Source organism: Streptomyces stelliscabiei (assembly GCF_014873495.1).
GTDB lineage: Bacteria > Actinomycetota > Actinomycetes > Streptomycetales > Streptomycetaceae > Streptomyces > Streptomyces bottropensis.
In genome coordinates this window covers 5,467,740-5,491,903 of the sequence record NZ_JADBGF010000001.1, presented here as the reverse complement: position 1 = coordinate 5,491,903, position 24,164 = coordinate 5,467,740, and the positions used below count along the sequence as shown (strand labels likewise).

The 24,164-nt window shown below is 75.1% G+C and carries 9 protein-coding genes; 5 read left to right on the top strand and 4 right to left on the bottom strand.

Annotated elements, in window-relative coordinates; translation table 11 throughout:
- Positions 1-24: 24 nt before the first annotated feature.
- Positions 25-2,952 (bottom strand): SpoIIE family protein phosphatase, encoded by a 2,928-nt coding sequence (locus H4687_RS24140; protein WP_046915147.1) that lies wholly within the window; start codon positions 2,950-2,952, stop codon positions 25-27.
- Positions 2,953-3,185: 233 nt separating this feature from the next.
- Between H4687_RS24140 and H4687_RS24135 the strand changes: the two genes are divergently transcribed.
- Both H4687_RS24135 and H4687_RS24130 read left to right on the top strand, forming a co-directional pair.
- On the top strand, positions 3,186-3,920 hold the full coding sequence (locus tag H4687_RS24135) for a hypothetical protein (protein WP_046915146.1): 735 nt from the start codon (positions 3,186-3,188) through the stop codon (positions 3,918-3,920).
- Between the two features lie 90 nt (positions 3,921-4,010).
- Positions 4,011-4,583 (top strand): AMIN-like domain-containing (lipo)protein, encoded by a 573-nt coding sequence (locus H4687_RS24130; RefSeq protein WP_046915145.1) that lies wholly within the window; start codon positions 4,011-4,013, stop codon positions 4,581-4,583.
- Positions 4,584-4,626: 43 nt separating this feature from the next.
- Here H4687_RS24130 and H4687_RS24125 read toward each other — a convergent pair whose 3' ends face one another.
- Entirely contained in the window at positions 4,627-5,427 is an 801-nt protein-coding gene (locus H4687_RS24125; protein WP_179860065.1) for a HEAT repeat domain-containing protein, read from the bottom strand.
- Between the two features lie 126 nt (positions 5,428-5,553).
- Here H4687_RS24125 and H4687_RS24120 point away from each other — a divergent pair, with 126 nt between their 5' ends.
- Positions 5,554-18,177, top strand: coding sequence for a non-ribosomal peptide synthetase/type I polyketide synthase (locus H4687_RS24120; protein WP_318787711.1), 12,624 nt, complete (start codon positions 5,554-5,556; stop codon positions 18,175-18,177).
- Positions 18,178-18,221: 44 nt separating this feature from the next.
- Here the strand turns inward: H4687_RS24120 and H4687_RS24115 are convergent, their stop codons facing one another.
- Entirely contained in the window at positions 18,222-19,124 is a 903-nt protein-coding gene (locus H4687_RS24115) for a LysR family transcriptional regulator (protein WP_046919352.1), read from the bottom strand.
- Positions 19,125-19,216: 92 nt separating this feature from the next.
- Here H4687_RS24115 and H4687_RS24110 point away from each other — a divergent pair, with 92 nt between their 5' ends.
- Together H4687_RS24110 and H4687_RS24105 are read left to right on the top strand one after the other, a co-directional pair.
- Positions 19,217-20,131 carry a PhzF family phenazine biosynthesis isomerase gene (locus tag H4687_RS24110; protein WP_046919353.1) on the top strand — a complete coding sequence of 305 codons (915 nt, stop codon included), beginning with the start codon at positions 19,217-19,219 and terminating at the stop codon, positions 20,129-20,131.
- Positions 20,132-20,419: 288 nt separating this feature from the next.
- A complete protein-coding gene (locus H4687_RS24105; RefSeq protein WP_192781712.1) occupies positions 20,420-21,907 on the top strand; it encodes an MFS transporter in 1,488 nt (495 codons plus the stop codon).
- Between the two features lie 154 nt (positions 21,908-22,061).
- On the opposite strand, the gene H4687_RS24100 is transcribed toward H4687_RS24105, so the two are convergent.
- A complete protein-coding gene (locus H4687_RS24100; protein ID WP_046919355.1) occupies positions 22,062-23,894 on the bottom strand; it encodes a lysyl oxidase family protein in 1,833 nt (610 codons plus the stop codon).
- Positions 23,895-24,164 lie beyond the last annotated feature (270 nt).

Genomic DNA, 24,164 nt, shown 5'->3' with positions numbered 1-24,164 from the left:
TCCGGGTGTCCTCGGCCGCCGGGGCTACCCGCCGTGGCCCGGGCCGATGTCCAGGTCCTCGAAGGACAGCGCGTCCAGGTCGCCGTCGAAGTCGTCCGGGATCAGGAGCAGGTGCTCCAGCGGGTCCGGCGGTGGGGTGTGCTCGGGGCCGGTGAGGGACTGTTCGGTCCAGATGCACTTGCCGGTCGGCGTGTACCGGGTGCCCCAGCGCTGGGAGAGCGCGGTGATCAGCTGCAGACCCCGGCCGCCCTCGTCGGTGTCGGTGGCCCGGCGTATGCGGGGCATGGTGAGGCTGCCGTCGAAGACCTCGCAGACCAGCGCGGAGCCGTGCAGCAGGCGCAGCCGGACGGGGCCCTTGGCGTGGCGTACGACGTTGCCGACGAGTTCGCTGGCGAGGAGTTCGGTGGTCGGGGCCAGGTCGTCCAGGCCCCAGGCGGCGAGCTGCTCACGGACATGGCGGCGGGCCTGCCCGGCGGCCCGCGGGTCGTCCAGCAGGGACCAGGAGGCCATCCGGTCGCCGGTCAGGGCGTGCAGGCGGGCGACGAGGAAGGCCGCGTCGTCCGCCGCCGCGTGCTCGGCGGGAAGCAGGCCGTGGGTGAGGGTGTCGCAGAGGCGTTCCAGGTCGGCGGCGGTGCCGTCCTCGTGGGCGGTGCGCAGGAGACGGGCCAGGTCGGCCATGCCCTCGTCAATGCCGCGTTTCGCCGACTCGACCAGACCGTCGGTGTAGAGCACGAGCAGGCTGCCCTCGGGCACGCTCAGCTCCACCGCCTCGAACGGCGGCTCGGCGGCACCGAGCGGCGGGTCGGCGGTCCACTCCGGGAAGCGCACGGTCCCGTCCGGGCACACCAGGGCCGGGGGCGGGTGTCCGGCGCGGACCAGGGAACAGACCTGGGTGGTGGAGTCGTAGAGGGCGTACAGGCAGGTGACGTACGACTCCTCCCCCATGGAGCCGACGATGTCGTTGAGGTGGCTCATGATCTCGTCGGGGGGCAGTTCCAGGTCCGCGAGGGTGTGCACGGCCGTGCGCAGGCGGCCCATGGTGGCGGCCTCGGACAGGCCGTGGCCCATGACGTCGCCGACGACGAGGGCCACCTGTCCGCTGGAGAGCGGGATGACGTCGTACCAGTCGCCGCCGACGTCCATGCCCTGCCCGGCCGGGAGGTAGCGGGCCGCGGACTCGCAGGCGGCGAGGGCGGGCAGGTCCTGGGGCAGCAGGGCGCGCTGGAGTTCGCGGGACCGGGTGTGTTCGAGGTCGTAGAGCCGGGCGCGTTCCAGGGCCTGGGCGAGGAGCGCGCTGATGGCGGTGAGGAGGGTGCGTTCCTCGTCGGTGAGGCGGCGCGGCCGGTCGAAGGAGACGACGCACACGCCGAAGGTGTGGTCGGACGCGGTCAGCGGCAGGAACGCCCAGGCCTGCTTGCCCGAGCGGGCGGGCAGGTCGGCGTGCTGGGGGACGTACTCGGCGTACTCCCGCGGTGAGGAGATGAAGATCGGCGTGCCGGTGTTGATGGCGTCCCAGGCCGGGCCGTAGGGCCTTCTGGGGCGGTGGTTGACGAGGTGGATGAACTCGGCGGCGTAGCCGACGGCGCCGACGTTGTGCAGACGGCCGTTCTCCACGGTCTGGACGAGCAGCCCGGCGGCGGCGAAGGGCGGCAGGACCCGCAGCGCGACCGCGTCGACGACGTCCTGCGAGGTGGTCGCCTTGGCGAGCGCGGCGGTCAACGCGGCGATGCGGTGGGCCCGTTCGGAGGCGGCACGCTCGGCCTCGCGGCGCTCCTCCTCGTGCCGCCGCTTGTCGGTGACGTCGCTGAAGTAGATGGTGCGGCCGTCGGGACCGGGGACCAGCCGCAGGTGGTAGACGAGGTCCTTGTCGGGCACGTGGACGTCGAACCCGGCGGGCCTCTCCTCGGCGGCGGCCTCCCGGCAGCGGCTCTCCAGGCAGGGGGTCTCGCGCACGGAGGGCAGGTCCCACAGGAGCCGTCCGAACAGCTCCTCCTCGGAGAGGCCGAGGGTGCGTTCCGCCTCCAGGTTGGCGAAGGTGATGCGCCAGTCGTCGTCGACGGCGAGGAAGCCGTCGCTCATGTGCCGCAGGGCCCGGCCGAGCGCGTCCCGCGCGGTCCGCGACTCGTTGCTCTCCCAGCCGACGCCGATCATCCGCTGGGGCAGGCCGTCCCGGTCGTAGGTCGCCCGGCCGCGGGCGCGCGTCCAGCCCCAGGTGCCGTCGAGGCGTCGTACGCGGTACTCCGCCTCGTACACGCCGTGTTCGCGGATCGCGCGTTCCGCCGCGGCCAGGGTCGGGGCGAGGTCGTCGGGGTGGACGATCCGCATCCAGTTCTCTATCTGGCCGGTGAACTCGGCCTGCCTGGTGCCGTACAGCTCCAGGGCCGCCTCGTCCCAGATCAGGTCGCCGGTGCGGATGTCCCAGTCCCAGGAGCCGACGCTGACCTCCTTCAGCGCCTGCCGCAGCCGTTCGCCGCTCGGCTCGGGCTGGGCCGGGCCCGACGGCGGGGGCGCCTGCGCCATGCGGTCCTCGGTCCAGTCGACGACCTCCCGCAGGAAGTCCCATTCCAGACCGGTGGGTTCGCCCCGGTCGCCGGTGAGGACGGTGAGCGCGCCGATCGTGCGGTCACAGCCGGAGACGGGTAACGCGGCGAGCCCGCTGCCGGGCCAGGCGAGGGCCATGGAACCCAGCGGCGACCACACCCCGCTGCCCTGGTGCAGGGCGCGGGCCGGGGGCAGCGGCCCCTCCTGGTCGATGATCTCCCAGGGGCGGGTGAGGGCGGGCGGCAGACCGGTCACCGACACCAGACGCAGGGCCGACATGGGCCCCCGCAGATGGATCATCGCCCCGAGGGCGTTGAGCTCCCCGACCGCGTGCTGGAGCGCCAGCCGGAAGACCTCGCTCTCCGCGACGCCGGGATCCACCGTGCTGAGCAGGGCCAGCCGTGCGTTCATACGGCAGACCCTAGTGCTCTACTCACACGTAAGGCAGCCCGCCACAGGAATTCCACAACGGCTGCGACGGGCCTGCGCGCCAGAACCCGCACCCGCCTCAACCGCAGGCGCGGCAGGGCGAGTTGGCCAGTGGGCCCGCCGCCGGCGTGACCAGGATCCGCCGCCGGTCGTTGGGCCGCTGCGACACAGGATGTGGCGACACCCAGATCTCCGGCCCGACCTCAGCAGGCGGCATGTTCAAGGCATTGAAGACGTTGGTCAAGACGTTCGTCGAGCAGTACGCGAGGAACCAGCAGCTCGAACGGGAGCTGCGGGCGCAGCGCGGTGAGCAGGAGCGGCGCTGGCGGGAGGAGGACCGGTCGGTCCTGCGGTCCGCCCTCGCCGCGAACCGGGTCGCCCTCGAACAGCACAACGCCACGCTCCAGCAGGCGGCCGGCGTCTCGTACCTCACCCTGCGCTGCCACGAGGACACCTGGACCTTCCTGGCCCGTACGGCGTTCGGCGCCTGGGAGCCGAACTGGACCCAGAGCACGCGCGACCCGTACGACCGGGTCGGGCCGACCGCGACCAGGGCGGCCCACTTCACCACCGACCCCAACCTGCCGCCGGGCCGCATCGGCAAGGCGGACGGCGGCATGCAGGACGTCCTGCTCTCCGGCCACAACCTGGTGCTGGTCCTCGACGCGCTCCGGGACGCCCAGGCCTCGGACCTCACCGCCACCGGGGCCCGCGCCAGGACGCTCTACGACCGGCTGGCCTCCTTCACCGCCAAGCTCGACCCGACGGCCGCCACGGGCCGCACCACCGGCATCCTCTGGCGGATCGACGACAGCCTGCACAGCCGGTACGTGAGCCGCCCGCCCGGCACCGGCCGCCCCACCGCCGCGCCGCTCCTGCACAAGGTCCCCTCCCCCGCTCCGACGGCCCGCCGCCGCCATCCGGAGCGCAACGGCTCCCCCGTCGCGTAGCCGGAGCACCGGAATACAACCATCCACCGGAGCCGGTCGTCCTCCCTGATGACAACGCCACCGCAGCGTTGCGTCACCAAGGGGGACAACATGCGACGAATCGGAGCCATGGTCATGGCACTCGCGCTCGCGGGGACCGCGATCGGGACGGCGGCGGCCACCGCGAGTGCCGCGCCGGGGGGCGCCGCACGGGCCGCCGCGGCCTGCCCGACGGGCTGGGGCAGCGGCCTCAAGGGCAGCCCCGACAGCGGCGCGGTGCCGCTGTCGGACATCCGGACCGGCCGCCACGACTGCTACGACCGCATCGTGTTCGACGTCCCCGACGGCGGCGACCACCTCGGCTACTGGGTCCAGTACGTCGACCAGCTCCACCAGACCGGCTCCGGCGACGTCATCCCGGTCAGCGGCGGGGCCATCCTGGCGATCCGGGTCGCCGCGCCCAGCTACGACCCCGAGACCGGCCAGGTCGCCTACCCGGGAGACGTCGCCGAGCCCCTGCCCGGCGTGAACATCTCCGGCTACCGCACCTTCCGCGACACCCGCTTCGCCGGCAGTTTCGAGGGCGAGACCCAGATCGGCGTCGGCGTCCGCGCCCGGCTGCCGTTCCGGGTGCTCCAGCTCCCCGGCCGGCTGATCGTGGACGTGGCCCACAGCTGGACGTAAAAGGAACCCTCCTGGGGGCGGAGGCCGCCGGTGCCGTCGCCGCCTACTCCTCCCGTACCGCCTCCACGGCCTCCCGCACCTCCGGGTGCGGATCGTCGGCGAGGCGGTCCAGGAGTTCTCCGACCCCGGGGGTCGACCAGCCGGAGACGGCCCACACCAGGTCCTCGCGCACACCGGGGTCGGGGTGGGCGCACAGGCGCGCCAGCCGGGGCAGGGGGCCCCGGCGGCGCATGCCGAACCAGTGCAGGGCCTGCCGCAGGGCGACCGGGTCCCCGGGGTCGCCGGCCGCCTCGATCCGGGCGAGCAGCACCCGGGCGGGCGGCGGCGGGCCGTCCAGGGGATGCGGCAGCCGTTCACGCAGGCGGCGGGAGCCGTAGCCGCCGCGCACCCGGCAGCCGAAGCAGGTGCAGGGCCGGGTGCCGTGCGCGTCGGGCAGGTACCGCCATCCCACCACCTGCGGCGCCGTCCGCACCCGGTGCACCTCACGCGGCCGGACCGCCCGGGGCACGAACACCTCCCACCCCCGCGGATCGGCCAGCCCCGAGATCCGCCGGACCGCCTCGGCCGCGGTGACGCGGGCCTGCCCGCCCCGCGCCCGGTCCGTGTACCGCCCGACCAGTACCTCCTCGGCGTCGTCGAGCCGCACATGGACGGCCACCAGACCGCCCCTGCTGCCGAACCGGCCCAGCTCGCGCAGCCATTGGTGGGTGAGGGTGTACGACGGCAGCACCGGGAAGCAGTACACCCCGCGCGCCCCGCCCTGCCCGTGGGAGACCGCGCGGACCCCGGCCCGGCGGACGCGCGGCGCGTGCGCAGCGGAGGTCAGGTGTACGAACATCGCCATGGCCCAGCATGCTAGGCGCCGCACCCGGCCGGCCGGGGCGGTCAGCACCGCTCATCCGGCGACGCGGACACGCGGACGCCCGGCTGCGACGTTGCTCCGTACGGGTCGACTTGTAGGGTCCGGACGGTGGAGAGATCGAACGAAGATGTGAACGGCAGAGCCGCGTCGACGCTGCTGGACGTGCTGGTCGGAGCCGCGCGGGAGACCCCCGGCCAGACCGTCGTCCACGTCCGGGGGGACGGCGCCGAGCACACGGTCACCTTCGCCGAACTCCACGACGACGCCCTGCGCGTGGCGGGCGGGCTGCGGGCGGCGGGCGTGACGCCCGGCACCCCGCTGCCGCTGGTCGCCGACCGGGGCGACGCCTTCCAGCCGATGTTCTGGGGCGCGCTGGCGGCGGGGGCCGTCCCCGTGCCCCTCGCCCCCGAGCCGCGCCGGATCGGTCCGGTGTGGGAACTCCTCGGCAGGCCGCCCGTGGTGGTGGACGAGACCACGGCCGCCGTCGTGACCGCGATGGGCGACGCAAGCGGTGAGCCCGGCGGCCGACTCCCGCTTCCCGTCACCGTTTTGCGGCTCGACGAACTCCGCCGCGGCCGTCCGCCGCGCCACCTCCCCCGGCCGGCCCCGCACGATGTCGCCTTCCTCCAGTTCTCCTCCGGCAGCACCGGCGCCCCGAAGGGCGTGGAGCTGACCCACGCCGGCGTCCTCGCCAACCTCCGGCAGATCCGCACCGCGATGGCGATCACCCCGGACGACGTGCTCGCGACCTGGATGCCGTACTTCCACGACATGGGTCTCATCGGCACGCACCTCGTCCCCCTGGCCGCGCGCCTGAAGCAGATACGGATCGAGCCGCTGTCCTTCGCGAAGCGGCCCGCCCTGTGGTTCGAGGCCGTCGACCGCCACCGCGCGACGCTTCTGTCGGCCGCGAACTTCGCCCTCGCCCTCGCGGTACGCCGTGTGCCGGCCACCGCGCTCGGCGGCCTCGACCTCGGCTGTGTCCGTCTGCTGCTCGTCGGCGCCGAGCCCATCGCGCCGCGCGTCTGGCGGGAGTTCACCGCCCGGACGGCTCCGGCGGGGTTGGACCCGCGCGCCGCGCTGCCGGTGTACGGCCTGGCCGAGGCGACCCTCGCGGTGACCGTACCGCCGCTCGGCGAGACCGCGACGCCGCTGGTGCTGGACCGGGCCGCGCTCGGTCGCGGCCGTGTGGTGGAGACCCAACACGGGCCGCACGCAGTGGAGTTGATGGATCTGGGGCGGCCGGTTCCGGGTTGCGAGGTACGGATCACGGGTGGGTCCGGGGGCCCGCTGGGTGAACTGCGGGTCGGGCATGTGGAAGTGCGGGGGCCGCAGGTGGGGCGCGGCTACCACCGGGCGCCCGGGGCGAGCGCGGAGGCGTTCGGGGCCGACGGCTGGCTGCGCACCGGGGACCTCGGCTTCCTGCGGGGCGGGCGGCTGTCCGTCACCGGGCGCCACAAGGACGTGGTGTTCGTCAACGGCCGTACGTTCCACGCGTCCGACCTGGAGGAGACGGTGGCCGCGACGCCCGGCCTGCCGCCGGGGGCCGTGGCCGTCGTGGGGTCCACCGATCCGGACGGCGGCGGGGAGCGGGTCGCCGCCTTCGTGCAGTGGGCCCGGCCCGCCCCCTCCACCGCCCGCCCGGTGCTCCGCGCCGCGGCCGGCCGGCTGCGCGAGGCCCTCGGCCATGACGACGTACGGGTACTGCCGCTGCCGCCGGGGGCGTTCGCCCGGACCACCAGCGGGAAGCTGCGCCGGGGAGTGCTGCGGGCACGCTTCGAGGGCGGCGCGTACGCGGAGGCCGAGGCGCGCTGGGCGGACGCGGCGGACACGGCCGACACGGTGGTGGGCCGGGCGGACGCGGCGGCGACGGTCGTGGGCCGGGCGGCCGGGGCGGGCGCGGTCGAAGGCCGGACGGACGTGGGTGTTCCCCGTTCGCTGCGGGAGGTCCAGGAGGCGGTGCGAGGGGTGTGGGCGCGCGTTCTGGAGGTTCCCGTGTCCGAAGTGGGGTTGCGGGAGCGGTTCTTCGACCTCGGCGGGTCCTCGCTCAGGGCGATGGCCGTGCTCGCCGGGCTGGAGGACGTCCTCTCGGTGACGGTGGAGCCGGGCGCGCTGCGGGACCACGACACGGTGGCGGCGCTGGCCGGGCATGTGCTCGGGTTGCTGGAGGAGGGGAACGCGGGGGCCACCGCCGGGGCACGGGCCGCCGGGGTCCCGGCCGGGGGCGCCTCCGATGCGCGTGCCGACGTCGGTCCGGCCGGGGCTGTCGCCGTTCTCTCGGTGGCCTGCCGGTTCCCCGGGGCCGAAACGCCGGAAGCCTTCTGGGAGTTGCTGGCGAGCGGCGGTGACACGGTCGCCGACCGCCTGCCCGAGGGGCGGCGGGGGGACGGGCCCCGCGCGGGCTCCTTCCTCGCCGATCCCGCCGCCTTCGACGCCGGCTTCTTCGGTATGGACGACGGGGAGGCACGGGCCACCGACCCGCAGGCGCGGATCTTCCTGGAGCTGGCCCACGAGGCACTGGAACGCGCCGGATACGCCGGGCCCCGCAGGGCAGGCCGCCGCATCGGGGTGTTCGCGGCGGCCGGTGACAGCGGGTACCGCGAGATCCTGGCCGAGGCCGCCGACGGGGACCTCGCCCGCCACCCGGCCGCCCTCACGGGCAACCTGCCCAACCTGATCGCCGCCCGCGTCTCGCAGCTGCTGGACCTGAACGGCCCGGCCCTGGCCGTCGACACGGCCTGCTCCTCCGCGCTCGTCGCCCTGCACCTGGCCCGGCGCAGCCTGCTGGCCGGCGAGTGCGACCTCGCCGTCGTCGGCGGCGTCAACCTGGGCCTGACCCCGACCGGCCACCGCCTTCTCGAAGCGACGGGCGCGCTGTCCCCGAGCGGCCGCTGCCGCGCGTTCGCCGCCGACGCGGACGGCTTCGTCCCCGGCGAGGGCGGCGCCACGCTCGTCCTCGCCCGCCCCGCCGACGCCCGCGCCGCGGGCGACCCGGTCCTCGCCCTCGTACGCGGGACGGCGGTCAACAACGACGGCCGCTCGCTCGGCCTCCTCGCCCCCGCCCCGCGCGGCCAGCGCGAGGTGATCCGGGCGGCGTACGAGGAGTGCGGCGTCGATCCGGCCGACGTGTCGTACGTCGAGGCGCACGGCACGGGTACGCCGATCGGCGACCCCGTCGAGGCGCGGTCGCTCGGCCAGGCGTTCCCGCCCCGCGCCGACGGTCTCCCGCGCGGGCTCGGCTCGGTCAAGGCGAACCTCGGGCACCTTCTCAACGCGGCCGGCATGCCCGCCCTCGTCAAGGTCGCCCTCGCCCTCTCCCATCGCCGCCTCCCGCCCTCGCCGCACTCCACCCCACCGGCCCCCTTCCTCGAAGACGCCGCCCCCGGCTTCCGTCCGGTGACCGAGGACGAGGAGTGGACGGGCCCCGGGAGCGCGGAGGGGCGCCCACTCATCGCCGGCGTGAACTCCTTCGGCTTCGGCGGCACCAACGCGCACGCGGTGCTGGAGGAGGCGCCGAAGGAACCGGCGCGTGCGGACGCCGCCGGCGCGGTGTCTTCCCGGGCCGCCGACGACCCGCCTCTGCTGACCCTCTCCGCCCGTTCCGCCGCCGGACTGCGCGTCGCCGCCGCCGAGTTGGCCGCGCACCTGCGGGCCCACCCGGAACTCGACGAGGGCGACGTGTGCGCGAGCGTCAACACGGCCCGGGACGAGGGGCCGTACCGGCTGGCCTTCGTGGCGGAGGACGGTGACCTCGCGGAGCGTCTCGAAGCGGCCGGGGAGGCCGGGGCGGCCGGGGCGGCGGAGCCCGTGCGGGGCCGGCCCCGCACGGTGTTCGTCCTGCCGGGTCAGGGTGCCCAACGGGCGGGCCTGGGGAGGGAGTTGTACCACTCGGCGCCCGTGTTCCGGGACGTCCTGGACGAGGTCTCGTCGCTCACCGGGCCGGTGCTCGGCCGAAGCCTGGCCGCCTGGTGTCTGGACGAGGACGCCGACCCCGCCGACCTGGCCCGTACGGATGTGACGCAGCCGCTGCTGGTCGCGTTCGGGGTGGCGCTGGCCGGGCAGTTGGCCGCGTGGGGTGTGACGCCGGACGCGGTCGTGGGGCACAGCGTCGGCGAGATCACCGCCGCGTGCGTCGCCGGGGCCCTGTCACCGGCCGAGGCGGTCGGCTTCGCCGCCGAACGCGGGCGCCTCATGGGCCGGCTCGCCGCGCCGGGTGCCATGGCGGCGGTGCGGGGCGACGAGGAGACCGTCGCCGCCGTGCTCGCCGCGTCCCTGTCCCTGTCCGGGTCTGGGGCCGGGTCCGTCGGCACGCTCTGTGTCGCCGCCGTCAACTCGCCGACGCAGGTGGTGCTGGCGGGCGCGACGGACGCCGTCGAGCGGGCGATCGCGGCCCTCACCGCCCGGGGCCTGGCCGCCCGCCGCCTGCGCGTCTCGCACGCCTTCCACTCGCCGCTGCTGCACCCCGTGCTCGACCCGCTCCACCACGCGGCGAAGGCCCTGACCGTCCACCCGGCCACCGTTCCGATGCTGAGCACGGTCACCGGCCGGTGGGACCCCGACCTCGGTCTCGGCTCCGGCACTGGCACTGGCACCGGCACCGGCACCGGCACCGGCTACTGGCGCGAGCACGCGATCCGTCCCGTGCGCTTCGGCGACGCCGTCGCCCGGCTCCTCGACGAGGGCTACGACACGTTCGTCGAACTGGGCCCCGGCGCCTCCCTCGCCACCCCGATCCGCGCGACCGCCGCCACCCGTCCCGGTGCCACGCCCTCCGACGTGACGGTCCTGCCCGCACTGCCCGAACTGCCCGCCACGGCGGAGGCGGGGGCAGGGGCAGGGGCAGGGGCAGCGGCGTTGCTCGACACGGTCGGCCGGCTCTGGACCCGTGGGGCTCCGCTGGACCCGACGGCTCCGGCGTCTCCCACGCGACACGTGGCCCGGCGACGGGTGCCCGTCCCCACGTACCCCTTCCAGCGCGGCCACCACTGGCCGCAGCGGCTCGACGTGGCACCCGAGCCCGGTACGGCGACCGATACGACGCCCCGTCGTGCGACGCCCCCCGTGCTCCCCTCCCCCGCCGCCGTACCCACCCCCCAGCCCCTGCTCTGGAACGACGCCCCGCTCACCGCCGCTCCCGGCCCCACGCCCCGTGTCGTCCGTCTGACCGGCGCCGACACCGCCCTCCGCCGGGCCCTCACCGACCGGCTCACCGGGCGCGGAGTGACCGTGCTGGAGCCGGGGCGGACCAAGGGGGCGGCCGCCCCGGAGGCCGTGCTGTGGTTCGCCGCCACCACGGGTCCGGCGGCGGCGGAGACCGGCACCGCCGTCTCCGCCCTGCGCGAGGTGCTGACCTCGCTCGGCACGACCCCGGCCCGCCTGCTGCTGGTCACGGAGGACGCCTACACGACCGCCACCACCACCGACAGCACCGCCAGCACCGCCAGCACCGGCAACGCCACACGCCGCCCCCGCCCCCGCCCCGCGCAGGCCCTCCTGCACGGCTTCGCCCTGGCTCTCCCCGAGGAGCATCCCGGGCTCTCCTCCCTGGGCATCGATCTGTCCGCCCAGGACCCGCTGGACACACAACTCGCCGCGCTGGAGCAGGAGTTGAGTGCCACCACCGCTGCCGTCCCCGGCGCGGGCGGAACCGTCGCCGTACGGGCCGGGCGCCGGCTCACCCGTACGGCCGTCGCCCCCGCCCCTCCGGCCTCTCCCACGCCACTCCCCCCGAACGGCACCTACCTGATCACCGGCGGCGCGGGCGGCCTCGGCGGCGCGCTCGCCCGTGACCTGGCGGAACACGGCGCTCCCACCCTCGTCCTCACCGGCCGCACGACCACCCCGCCCCACGACCTGCTCACCGACCTGCGCGCCCTCGGCGCCCACGCCCGCTACCAGGCCGCCGACGTCACCGACGCGGCCGCCGTGGACGACCTCATCGCCGGACTGCCGTCCCTGGACGCGGTGTTCCACGCAGCGGGTACGGCCCGCCCCGGCAGCCTGCGCGCCAAGCCCGACGCCGAGATCGAGGCCGTATGCGCCGCGAAGGTGCGCGGCACGATTCTCCTCGCCGAGGCACTGCGGCGGCACGGCCGGGGGGACGCCCTGTGCGTGGTCCTGTCGTCCGTCTCCGCCGTGCGGCCCGGACTCGCCGGCGCCCTCGGCGACTACGCCGCCGCCAACTCCTTCCTCGACGCCTTCGCCGCCGCCGAACGTGCCGCCGGGCGTCCCTGGCTGAGCATCGCCCTCGGCCCCGTCACCGACACCGGCCTGGCGAGCGGCTCCGGCCCCCGGACCGGACGCCGGTCACCCGGCCAGGCGCCCGCGCTCACCCCCCTGACCGTCCGGGCCGCCCTCGCCGGCCTGCGCGCGGCAACCGGCCTGGACGCGGCACACGTCCTGGTGACCGGCCCGGAGACCTCGGACCCCGCACCCCTCGCCGACCCCGCGCCCCTCGCCGACCCCGCGCCCCGCGCGGAACGCGAGCGCTCCGGCGGCGCGGCAACCGCCGCGACCAGCCACGAAGGGCCCGGGGCCACCCCAGGCCGCCCCCTCCCGAGCCGCGAAGCGCCCCTCATCCGCCGCCTGCTCGCGGAGGCCCTGCACCGGCCCCCGCAGGAGATCGGCGACGACGAACAGTTCCTGACGCTCGGCCTGGACTCCCTCACCGCCGTCGACCTCGCCCGCCGCCTGGAACGTGAACTCGGCCGCCCCCTCCCGGCCACCCTCCTCTTCGAACACCGCACCCTCGGCGAACTGGCCACCCACCTGGCCACCACCGCCCCGGCACCCACCCCGAGGCCGGCACCCACTCCGGCGCCCCACCCGGCGCCGAACGTCACCCCGGACGCCTCCCACCCCCTGACCCCCCTCCAACTCGCCTTCCACACCACCGCATCCCTCCACGAGGGCATCACCGCCTACGGCTACCTCCGCCAGAGCGTCAGCGGCCCTCTCGACCCCGCCCTCCTCGGCCGGGCGCTCGCCCACCTCGCCGCCCGCCACCCCATGCTGCGCCTGCGGCTGACGGATGACGACGCGCGCCCCCGCCGGTACGCCGCCCCCGCCGGGCCCGTGGACACGGCCCCGCGCTGGTACGAGGTACGGGAGCCGCACGACCTGCGCCGACTCGAACTCGACCTGTGCAACCGCCCGTTCGACCTGACGACGGAGGACCCGGTGCGGGCCGTCCTCGTCCACGACCGGGACGAGGCGCACCTCGCCCACCTGCTCCTGGTCGTCCATCACACCGCCGCCGACGGCTTCAGCCTGAAGCTGCTCGCGGAGGAACTCTGGTCGCTCTACACGGCCCTGGAACGCGGGGACGACCTCGCACAACTCCCCGTGCCACAGGCGGAGTTCGCCGACTACGCCGCGGCCCTGACCGCCGAACGCCGGTCACCGGCGTACACGGAGGACCAGCGGTACTGGCGCGACCGCCTCGCCGAGCACACCGACCCCGCCCCCGCCCTCCCCTACGACGGCGATCCCGCAGCGCCCCCCGCCCCGCCCCTCACCCACCACCGCACCGGCATCGACGAGGCGCTGACCAGCGCGCTGCGCGAGACCGCCGCCCGGCACGGGGTCTCGTTGTTCCATCTGCTGCTGGCGGTGTACGGGCGCTGTCTGGCGCGGTGGAGCGGGCTGCGGGCCGTCGCGGTGAACGTGGCGCGGGCCCGGCGGGAGCTGCCGGTCGCCGGCATCGACCGTCTGGTGGGGCCGCTCGCCGACACCCTGCCGGTGTTCGTGGACGTCGACCCCGACGAACCGGTCACCGCGCTCGCCGACCGGCTGCGGCGGATCTGGGCCGAGGCCGAGGAGCACGCCACCCTGAGCAGCACCGACGTCGCCCGGCTGCTGTCCGGGCTGCGGCCCGCCACGGGCCCGGCACCACGCACGGCGGCCGAGGCGGGCTTCAGCTTCGCCCGCTTCCCGGTGGTCCATGGCCCCGACTGGCCGGTCACCGTCACCCCGACGGCCGCCGCCACCGCCACCGCCGCCACCCGGCTCGGTCTCCTGTGCTGGGAGGCCGACTCCGCCCTGCGCCTGTCGTGGAACCACCCGGCCGCCCTCTTCCGCCCCGAGACCGTGCGGCGCCTCGCCGACGAGTACGTCACCGAACTGCGCGCCGCCGTCACGAGCCCCACCCTCGCCCCGGCCGCAGCGGTCGACGGCGGCATCGTGGACCGTCTGCGGGCCCGGTTCCGCGCCACGCCCCACGCCGTCGCCGTCGACACCGGTGACGGGACCACCCTCACCTACGCGGCCCTCGACAGCGCCTCCGCCGCCCTCGCCGCCCGGCTGCGCGCCCACGGCGTACGCCCCGGCGACCTGGTCGGGCTCCTCACCGAACCGGGCGGCACGGACACGGTCACCGGGGTCGTCGGCATCCTGCGGGCGGGCGCCGGCTGGGTGCCGCTGGACGCGACCCACCCCACCGCCCGGCACCGGGACCAGCTGTCCCGTACGGGAGTGCGCGTCCTGGTCCGCGACCGGGCGACCCGGGAGGCGGCCGGCGGCCTGGACGGCGTCACGGCCGTCCCGGTGCCCGAGCCGTCGCCGTCCGCCACCACCCCGGCGGACGACGCCCCGTGCCCGTCCCCCGAGGCCATCGCGTACGTCATCTTCACCTCCGGCTCGACGGGCCGCCCCAAGGCCGTCCCCATCACGCACCGGTCGATGACGAACTACCTCGACTGGTCCCTGGCCACCTTCGGCTACGGCCCCGGTGACCGGCTGGCGCAGACGGCGTCGGTCTGTTTCGACGCCTCCGTACGGCAGTTGCTGGCCCCGCTGCTGGCCGGCGCCACGGTGCACACCCTCTCCCGCGACCTGCTGCGCGACCCCGAGGCCCTGCTCGACCGCGTCGTGGCGGACCGGATCACGGTGTGGAGTTCGGTCCCGACCCTGTGGGAACGCCTGCTGACCGCCGCCGAGGAACGCGCCCGGCAGCACGGCAGGGCCCCCGACCTCTCCGCCCTGCGCTGGGTCCACGTGGGCGGCGAGGCCCTGCCCGCGGCCCATGTCCGCCGCTGGTTCGACCTCCTCGGCGGCCCCGCCGGCGACCACCCGCGCCCCGCGCACGCCCCCCGGATCGCCAACCTCTACGGCCCCACCGAGGCCACCGTCAACGCGACCTGCCACATCATCGACACCCGCCCCGGCGACGACGTACGCCATCTCCCCATCGGCCGCCCGATCGCCGGCACCGAACTGGCCGTGATCGGCGAGGACGGACACGAACGCGCCCCGGGCGAGCCCGGCGAACTGCTCATCGCCGGTACCGGCCTGACCCCCGGCTACCTGGGCGACCCCGGGCTCACGGCCGCCGCCTTCACCGAACGGGACGGCCGCCGCTGGTACCGCAGCGGCGACCGCGTCCGCCGTGGGGCCGACGGGGTGCTGGAGTTCCTGGGCCGGCTCGACGACCAGGTCAAGGTGCGCGGCCACCGCGTCGAACTCGGCGAGATCGAGGCCGCCCTGCTCACCCACCCGGGCGTGGCCCGTGCGGCGGTACTGCTGCGCGACGGACGGCTGGAGGCGTACGTCGAGGCCAGGACGGGCGCACCCGCCCTCGACCCCCGCGAGGTGCGGGCCTTCCTGTCCCGCACCCTCCCCCCGTACATGCTCCCCGCCCGCGTCCACCTCCTCCCCGCCCTCCCTCTGACCGGCACGGGCAAGATCGACCGCAACCGCCTTGCTCCCCGCGGTCCGGCGGCCACGGGCGTCCCGCACACCTCGGCCGCGTCACCGCGCACGGCTCCCCCGAACCCGACCACGACCCCGGCCCTCGCCCCGGCCCCGACCACGACCTCAACCCAGGCCCAGGCCCCGGCCCCGGCCCCGATCTCGACCCCGACCGAGCACCTGCTGGCGCGCGTCTGGTCCGAGCTGCTGGACGCGCCGGAGTCCGGGATCGGCGGAGAGGACGACTTCTTCGCGCTCGGCGGCGACTCCATCACGGTGCTGGAGCTGTTCTCCCGTCTACGCCACGAACGCCCCGCGTTGCCCCGCCCGACCGTCGTCTACACCCACCGCACCCTGACCGCCCTGGCGGCGGCCATCGACGCCGCCGCCGCATCCCCTGCCTCCGACGCACCCGACGCACCCGACGCACCCGAGATCCGTCAGCCCGAACACGCCCTCGCCCCCTACCCCCTCACCCCTTCCCAACAGGGCTTCCTCCTCGCCGACGCCCTCGCGGCCGGCACCCCCGGAGCGTCCGGCACACCCGGCGCCAACCCCGCCTGGCTGGCCCGCTTCCGTATCCACGGCCCCCTGGACCCGGACCTCCTCCAACGCTCGGTCGACGTGCTCATGGCCCGTCACCCCATGCTCCGCACGGTCTTCCCGGCCGGCGCCCGCCCGCCCGTGCAGCAGGAACTCCCGGCCTCGCTGCGGCTTCCCGTCGAGACGGAGATCCTGGCGCACCCCGGTCTCCTGGAGGAACGGGCCGCCGAGGAGGCGCGCCGCCGGTTCGAACCCTGGGCCTGGCCCCTGCTCCGTCTGCGGGTCCTCACCGTCGCGCCGGACGAGCACGTGCTTCTCGTCCACGCCCACCACCTCATCGGCGACGGCTACAGCGCGGCCCTCCTCACCCGCGAACTCCTCACCGTGTACGGCCGTTTCGCACGCGGCCTGCCCCACGGCCTGGAGCCCCTGCCCTCCGCCTTCCGCGAGCACGCGCTCCACCGCGCGGCACCGCGACCGCCCGCGACCCGGGAGGCGGAGGCGTACCGCGCCCGCCACCTGGCCCCCTACACCCCGCCCGTCCTCCGAGCACCGCACGAGGACCAGGACGGCACCACCGCCGCCTTCCACACCAGCACCCTCGTCCTCGACGCCGACCGCACCCGCGCCCTGCGCCGCCTCGCCGGGGCCGTCGGCACGACGCTCCACGCCCCGGTCCTCACGGCGTACTACCGCGCCCTCACCACCCTCACCGGCCGCCGCGACCTGGTCCTCGGCCTGGCCGTCACCGGCAGGGACGAGACCGCGCGGGACACGCACGGCGTCTTCGGGCCGTTCGCCGAGGCCGTGGCCCTGCGCCCGGCGCTCCCGTCCGACGACCGCTCCGCCGCTCCCGGCTTCGAGGAGGACCTGCGCCGCGTCGCCACGGAGTCGCTCGCGGCCCGCACCGCCGGCCCGCTGGATCTCCGGACGCCCCAGGGCCTCCCCCGTACCGCCCAGTTCTTCTTCACCTTCCTCGACTTCACCGCCCTCGGCGCACCCCCCGACGCGCCCCTCACCCTCCGCCCCGACGACACCGACACGGCACTCGCCCCGCCCCCCGTGGGCACCGACGTCTTCCTCGCCGTACGCCCCGCACCGAACGGCGACGACGGTCTGCGCATCACGGCCCGCGTCCCGGCGACCGCGCTCACACCTGAGCAACTAACGCGATTCACACAGGAGTTGATGCGTCAGTTTGAGGAGGCACCGCACCACAGGACCACCCTCACCGCTCCCCCGCCCACCACCGCACCCCTCACCACCCCACCCCCCACCACCCCACCCCTCGACGCGGCCCTCATCGGCTACCTCCCCGCCCCGCACGACCTGGCCGCCTTCGCCGGGATGCCCCCGGACACCGCACCCAGCCGTGAGGCGATCCGCGCCCTGCTCTTCCCGGACGGCCGTGCGCGGCTCCTGGAGAGCGTCACCACGCCTCTCGGCAGATCCGGCTTCGTCTCGCTGCCGCTCTTCGCCGACGAGCTGACCGGCCCGCTCCCCACCGGGGACCCGGTCACCCTGGCCACCCTCACCGCGCGCGCCGTGGACCACGCCGCGTCCCTCGGCGCCCGCTGCGTCTCCCTGGCCGGCATGATCCCGGCCCTCACCGGCTACGGCTACGACGTCCTGCGCGAGGCCTCCCCGGCGGCCGGCACCACCCTCACCACCGGCCACGCCACCACGACCGTCGCCGTGGTCACGACGGTCCGTACCGCCCTCGCCGCGACCGGCCGCGACCTGGCAGGACTCACCCTCGCCGTCGTCGGCTGCGGCTCCATCGGCACGTCGTCCCTGCGGCTGCTCCTCAGCCTGAGCCCCCACCCACCGGCCCGGCTCCTGCTCTGCGACGTACCCGGCAGCGCCCCCCGCCTACGGCGGCTCGCCGCCGAGCTGTCGGCCGCCCACCCCGCGCTGCCCGTGCGGGTCGTCGAGTCGGCCGACTCCCGCACGCTCCCCGCCGAGTTCTACGCGTCGGCCGACGTCGTCGTCGCGGCGGTCGGCGGCGGCCCGACGACCCTGGTGGACGTCGACCTGCTGCGCCCCGGCACGATCGTCGTGGACGACTCCTTCCCGCACTGTTTCGACACCGGGCGGGCCCTGGAGCGGATGCGGAGCCGGCGGGACGTCCTGATCGTCGGGGGCGGTCTGCTGGCCCTGGACTCCACCGAGACCCACCTGTCGCCGGACCTCCCGGCGGCCGCCCTGACCGGCCACACCGCCGCCACCGCCCGCGCGCGGCAGCACCTCGCGCTCCACCTTCCCGGCACCCTGGCCTCCTGCCGCCTGGAATCCCTTCTGCACGCCCACCTCGCCGGCCCGGCCTCCGGTACGGAACTGCCCCTGGTCCACGGCCTGGTCGACCTCCCGCGCGCCCTCGCCCACTGGGCCGCCGCCGAAGCCGCCGGCGTCCGCGCGGCCCCCCTCCACCTCCTCGACCACACCATCTCGCCGGAGGCCCTGAGCGCCCTGCCCCCACCCCCGTCCCGGCGATCACGGTGAGGGCCGCCCGGCAGCCTCCCGCCCCCGGCGCCGGGAGGCTGCCCTCAGGCGCCCAACTGCCGTACCAGTTCCCGGGCGAACGCCTCCGTCGCCGGTGCCGTCCAGCGTCTGCGGTGCCGGGCCAGCCGTACGGGGACATCGGCGAAGACGGGCCCTCGCACCCTCGTCAGCCGCCCCTGCCCCAGATAGTCCTCCACGGTCGTCAGCGGCAGCAGCGTCAGCCCCAGGCCGGCGGCGGCGCAGGACCGTGCCGCGTCCGCGCTGCCGAACCGGGTGAGCCGGGGCCCGGACCCGGCCCCGGACCCGGGCACGGCGAGCAGCCGCCGCTCCAGCGCGTCGCTGTACGAACAGCCCTGCTCCAGCAGGAAGAAGCTCTCCTTCGCCAGCCGCGCCCAGGTGGCCGGGCGCGTGCGCGCCGCGAGCGGGTGGTGGGGCGCGCACACGAGGGCGAGCGGTTCGTGCGCGACCGGCTCGGCGGTGACCTCCGGAAAGTCGGCCTCGCTCGCCAGCAGCAGCGCCAGATCCAGCCGCCCGGCCCGCAGCCCCTCGACACACTCCGCCGTACCGGCCGCGTGCAGGTCGACGTCCACCTCGGGGTGACGGGCGCGCAGGGCCGCGATCACGCCGGGCAGCCTGGTCGCGCACAGGGACTCCGGGGTGCCGACCCGCACCCGCCCCCGTACGACGCCGTCGCCCTCCCGGCCGGCCGCCCGCAGTCGCGCCACGGCGTCGAGGATCCCCTCCGCCCCCTCCAGCAGACGCCGGCCCGCGTCGGTGAGCACCGTGCCCGTGGGGAGCCGGTCGAAGAGGCGGGTGCCCAGCTCCCTCTCCAGGGTGCGGATGTGCACGGTGACCGTCGACTGGGCGAGGTGCAGTTCGGCGGCGGTGGCGGTGAAGCCACCGGTCCGGGCGAGGGTGGTGAAGGTGAGCAGAAGTCGGGTGTCCACGGCGCCAGCCTAGGCCGCTCATCGGGTTTCGCGATCGGCTGGATCGGAATCGATCGTTGGACTCGATCGCCGTACGGTGACAGCGTGGAGCCATGACCCACGACGCGCACCTGACGAGCCCCCTGTCCCGCTCCGAGAACGCCACCCCGCAGAACCCGGCTCCCGAGGTCCTGCGCTACTCCGCCTTCACCCGTGACCCGGCGGGCGGCAACCGGGCCGGGGTGGTGCTCGACGCCTCCCGGCTCGACGACGCGGCGATGCTCGCGATCGCCGCCGAGGTGGGCTACTCGGAGACGGCCTTCGTCACCGCCGCCGACGAGAGCGCGCGCCGGTTCCGGGTGCGGTACTTCAGCCCGCTCGCCGAGGTGGCCTTCTGCGGTCACGCGACCGTCGCCCTGGCCGTGGCGCTCGCCGAGCGGCTGGGTCCCGGCGAGATCCTCCTGGACACCCCGGCGGGCGAGATCCCCGTCGCCACCACGCTCGACGACGTCGACGGCACGGTCCGCGCCACCCTGACCAGCGTGCCGGCCCGTTCCCGCCCCGCCACGGCCGCCGAACGGGACGCGGCCCTCGACGCCCTCGGCTGGTCCCCCGACGACCTCGACCCGGCGCTCCCGCCGCACGTGGCCTTCGGCGGCGTCGAGCACCTGGTCCTGGCCGCCGGCTCGCGCGCCCGCCTCGCGGACCTGGACTACGACTTCGACGGCCTCGCGGAGGTCATGCGGCGGCACGACTGGACGACCGTGCACCTGGTATGGCGCGAGTCACCGGACCACTTCCACGCCCGGGACCCGTTCCCCGTGGGCGGTGTCGTGGAGGACCCGGCGACGGGCGCGGCGGCGGCGGCCTTCGGCGGCTACCTCCGCACCCTCGGCCTGGTCACCGCCCCGGCCACGGTCACCATCCGCCAGGGCGAGGACATGGGCCGCCCGAGCGACCTGCGCGTCGACGTGTCCCCCGAGGACCCCCGCACGCGGGTCACGGGCCGGGCGGTCCCGATCGGCTGACCCCTTCCCCGGCAACTCGTCCCCTTCCCCGGCGGCTCGGCCGCCTCTTCCCCGGCGGCTCGGCCGCCTCTTCCCCGGCGGCTCGGCCGCCTCTTCCCCGGCCGGCCGAGCCGCCGCCGCTCGCCGGCCGGGGTCTCCGCCGGGTCGAGGTTCCCGCCGGGGCCGCCGACGCACATTTAACTTGCGTAAGTCAATCAATCGACCTATGGTTGAGTAAGTCAAGCAAGGAGAGTGTCCGACGGCCTCTTCCTCCCTCCCCCACCCCTCGCTCCCGACGGAGGCTCCACCATGTCCCACACCCCTGCCCGACCCGCCGCCGCGGGGGCCGGCCTCCCGCCGCGGCCGAACGCCGTGGTGGCGGTGCTGGCGCTGGCCGGGATCGTCGTCGCGCTGATGCAGACGCTGGTCATCCCGATCGTGCCGGAGCTGCCGAAGCTGCTGGACGCTCCCGCGTCGGACACCGCGTGGGCGGTGACGGCGACCCTGCTCGCGGCGGCCGTGGCGACGCCCGTCGTCGGACGGCTCGGCGACATGTTCGGCAAGCGGCGGATGCTGCTGCTCAGCATCGTGCTGCTGGTGTCGGGCTCCGTGGTCTGCGCGCTGGCCGACTCGCTCGTCCCGATGATCATCGGCCGGGGTCTGCAGGGGCTGGCGGCCGCCGTCATCCCGCTCGGCATCAGCGTCATGCGGGACGTCCTGCCCGCCGAGCGACTCGCCGGGTCGACCGCCTTGATGAGCGCCTCGCTGGGCGTCGGCGGCGCGCTCGGTCTGCCCGCCGCCGCGTTCATCGCGGACAACTGGGACTGGCACCTGCTCTTCTGGACCTCCGCCGCGCTGGGCGCCGTGTCCTTCCTGCTGGTCCTGCTGGTCGTACCGGAGTCGACGGTGCGCACCGGCGGCCGTTTCGACCTGGTCGGGTCGCTCGGGCTGTCCGCCGGACTGGTCTCGCTGCTGCTGGCCGTCTCCAAGGGCGGCGACTGGGGCTGGACGAGCGGCACGACGCTGGGACTGTTCGCCGCCGCGGTCGTCGTCCTCGCCTCGTGGGGCCTCTACGAGCTGAAGGCCAGGCAGCCGCTGGTCGATCTGCGGACCACCGCCCGGCCGCAGGTGCTGTTCACCAACCTGGCCTCGGTCGCGCTCGGCTTCTCGATGTTCGCCATGTCGCTGGTCCTGCCGCAGCTCCTCCAGCTGCCCGAGCAGACCGGCTACGGCCTCGGCAGGTCCATGATGACCGTCGGCCTGGTGCTGGCCCCGCAGGGTCTGGTGATGATGGCCATGTCCGCCGTGTCCGCCGGGCTCACCAAGGCCAAGGGGCCGAAGGTGACGCTGATGGCCGGCGCGCTGATCGTCGCCGCCGGGTACGGGCTGAACATCGTCCTGATGAGCGAGGTCTGGCACCTCGTCCTGGTGTCCTGCGTCATCGGCGGCGGTATCGGGTTCACCTACGGCGCGATGCCCGCGCTGATCATGGGTGCCGTGCCGGAGTCCGAGACGGCCGCCGCCAACAGCCTCAACACGCTGATGCGCTCCCTCGGCACCTCGTTCGCCAGCGCCCTCGCCGGCGTCATCCTCGCCCAGATGACCACCGACTTCGGCGGCTACGCCCTGCCCTCGGAGAACGGCTTCAAGGTCGTCATGGCCATCGGCGCCGGCGCCGCCCTCCTCTCCTTCGTCCTCGCGTCCTTCATCCCCAAGCGCCGCCCGGCCGGCCTCGCCCCGGCCGGCGAGGGCCCCGCCGAGGAGCGGACGGAGACCGCCGGAGCGGCCAGGGCCTGACGCCCCACGCGGCCCCTCTCATGACGACGACCCCCGGGCCCGGAAGCCTGGGGGTCGTCGCCGCCTGAGGCGGAGCCCGCGTCGCCACGACGGGTGCGTCACGGCCCTCGCGTCAGAACACGTGCGTCAGAACACGTGCGTCAGTACGCGAGCGTCACGGCGCGGTGATCAGGTCGTGCGGCGGAACCTTCACCGTGCGGGCGCCCGGGGTACCACCCAGGATCACCTTGCGCAGGGCGACGTTGTTCTTGTGGTTGGTCTCCTGGAGACGGTTCTCCGGGTTGGCGATGACCTGGATGTAGTACGTGCCGTTCGGCAGGTCGGTGATCTCGAAGGACTGGCCGGGACGGTACTGGGTGTACGTGTCGCCGGAGCCGACGTCGAGCACCTCACGCACGGAGATGGCGTCCTGCGAACCGCACGCGGTGGACAGGTCGGTGTTGTCCGGGTCCCAGTTGGCGTTCTTCACCGTGTAGTCGATGGCGTCGGTGTTGGCCAGGCAGAACGCCTCCTTGCCCGAGCGCACCTCCTTGGTCTTGTCCTCGCTGAGCAGGCGGTAGCTGGCGAAGTCCGTGAAGTGCCAGTGCTCGTGGCCCTCGCGCGGGTCCCACTCCATGGTGCCGGTGGGGGCGTAGCCGATCTGCTTGCCCTTGGCGTCGTAGAAGTACTGGTACGCGTCCATCAGGTCGGCGCCGGGCTTGCGGAAGCCGTCGACGACGAGGGGCGCGGGGCCGGCGTTCCAGACGTTGGCGCTGAAGGCGAGGTAGTCCTTGCCGGCCACGTCGCCGTCCTCGCCGTCGGTGATGGCGATGTCCCAGGCGGGCAGCGACCGCAGGTCCGGCTTGGGGACGCTCTTCGCGACGCCCGCCTTGCCGGTGGGCCGCTTGGCGTTGGCCTTCAGCGCGGGCGCGATGCGGGAGCCGTCGGTGTGGCCGGCGCCGTCGCCCAGGTGTTTGGCGATGCCCCGGTCGACGAGGGCGAAGGGAAGCTCAGGCGGGGTCGGGGCGTCGGCGCCGCGCGGGCCGTAGTGGTGGTTGCCCTGGACCGGCTGACCGGTCGGGGCCGACTGCGCGGAGTGGCCGGCGCCGTGGCCGCCGTGGCCGCCGTGGTGGGCGGAGGACGAGGACGTCGAGGGGGCCAGGCCCTCGCCGCCGCCACCGCCCTCCTCACCCTTGTCCTCCCGCACCGTCACCTTGATGGTCGGCCGGGTGTCGGGAATGCCGAACAGGTCGCGGTACTTCTTCGCCACGCCCACCTTGGCCGTGTACTCGCCCTCCGGCAGCTGCACCATGTCCCCGCCGTAGTACGAGGTGGTGGTGTTGGCGGCCCAGCCCTTCTCTACGCCCCACACCGAGCCCAGCGTCCACGGGTTGGTGGAGCAGCTCTGCGGATAGTGGTTGGTCGCCGGGGCGTCCGGACGGATACGGCCCGACGCGTTGTTCGGGCAGAAGTTCTGCTTCTTCTTCAGAACCTCCTTCCCGGACGCGTCCTTGACCGAGACCTCCAGGAAGCCGGTCAGCCCGGAGAAGTCGCTGACGGTCCCCTTGGGCAGGGTCTTCGTCTTCACGGTCTTGCCGTTGCGAAGGATCTGCTGGGCGACGATCGGGTCCTTGTACGACTTCCGCGTCACCCGGAACTCCAGGGGGGCGTTGTCGATCGTGAGGTACGTGCCCAGCTGCAGCTGGACGCCCTCGTCCCACTCGTAGCGGGTGAGGGTCACGGCCTTCGACGCGGCGATCAGTTTGAGCTGCGGCTTGCCGGGCGTGGCGGCGGGGGCCGCGCCGGCGCCGGGGGCGGCACCGGCCACGGCGGCCACCACGGTGAGGGACGCCAGGGCGGCGAGGCCGGGGCGCTTCAGGCGGCTGCGGCGGTCCTGGCCGGTCTGTACGGCCGCTCCCTCCGGCGCCCCGTCGTTCCCCGGATCGTTCGGGCTGTTCGTCGGACTGGTCATCTGGCTGGTCATCGGTTCCTCGTCTGCGAGTGCCATGGTCGGTGGCATCGGACTGGACAACCCACGGACGACGGCCGGTCGCACGGACGCACCCCAACACGCCTCGTCCGACGGGACTCGAACCCTCCGCCCTGTGAGCAACCTGTGAGACCGGTAAATGACGGGTGTGGGTTGCCTGTTGCGGCGGAATTCGACGAAAGGAGCGGTGAGCACGCGGCACACACATGCCGGTACATCCCTGCGGGACGGTCGCCAAGTCCCCGGCGAATCCGCGCAGGAGCGTCACACAGCCTGCACACAGCTCTG

Excerpts from the sequence above, each read along its gene's own strand:
- H4687_RS24140 (WP_046915147.1), bottom strand. The coding sequence starts at position 2,952 with ATGAACGCACGGCTGGCCCTGCTCAGCACGGTGGATCCCGGCGTCGCG.
- H4687_RS24135 (WP_046915146.1), top strand. The coding sequence starts at position 3,186 with ATGTTCAAGGCATTGAAGACGTTGGTCAAGACGTTCGTCGAGCAGTAC.
- H4687_RS24130 (WP_046915145.1), top strand. The coding sequence starts at position 4,011 with ATGCGACGAATCGGAGCCATGGTCATGGCACTCGCGCTCGCGGGGACC.
- H4687_RS24125 (WP_179860065.1), bottom strand. The coding sequence starts at position 5,427 with ATGGCGATGTTCGTACACCTGACCTCCGCTGCGCACGCGCCGCGCGTC.
- H4687_RS24110 (WP_046919353.1), top strand. The coding sequence starts at position 19,217 with ATGACCCACGACGCGCACCTGACGAGCCCCCTGTCCCGCTCCGAGAAC.
- H4687_RS24105 (WP_192781712.1), top strand. The coding sequence starts at position 20,420 with ATGTCCCACACCCCTGCCCGACCCGCCGCCGCGGGGGCCGGCCTCCCG.
- H4687_RS24100 (WP_046919355.1), bottom strand. The coding sequence starts at position 23,894 with ATGGCACTCGCAGACGAGGAACCGATGACCAGCCAGATGACCAGTCCG.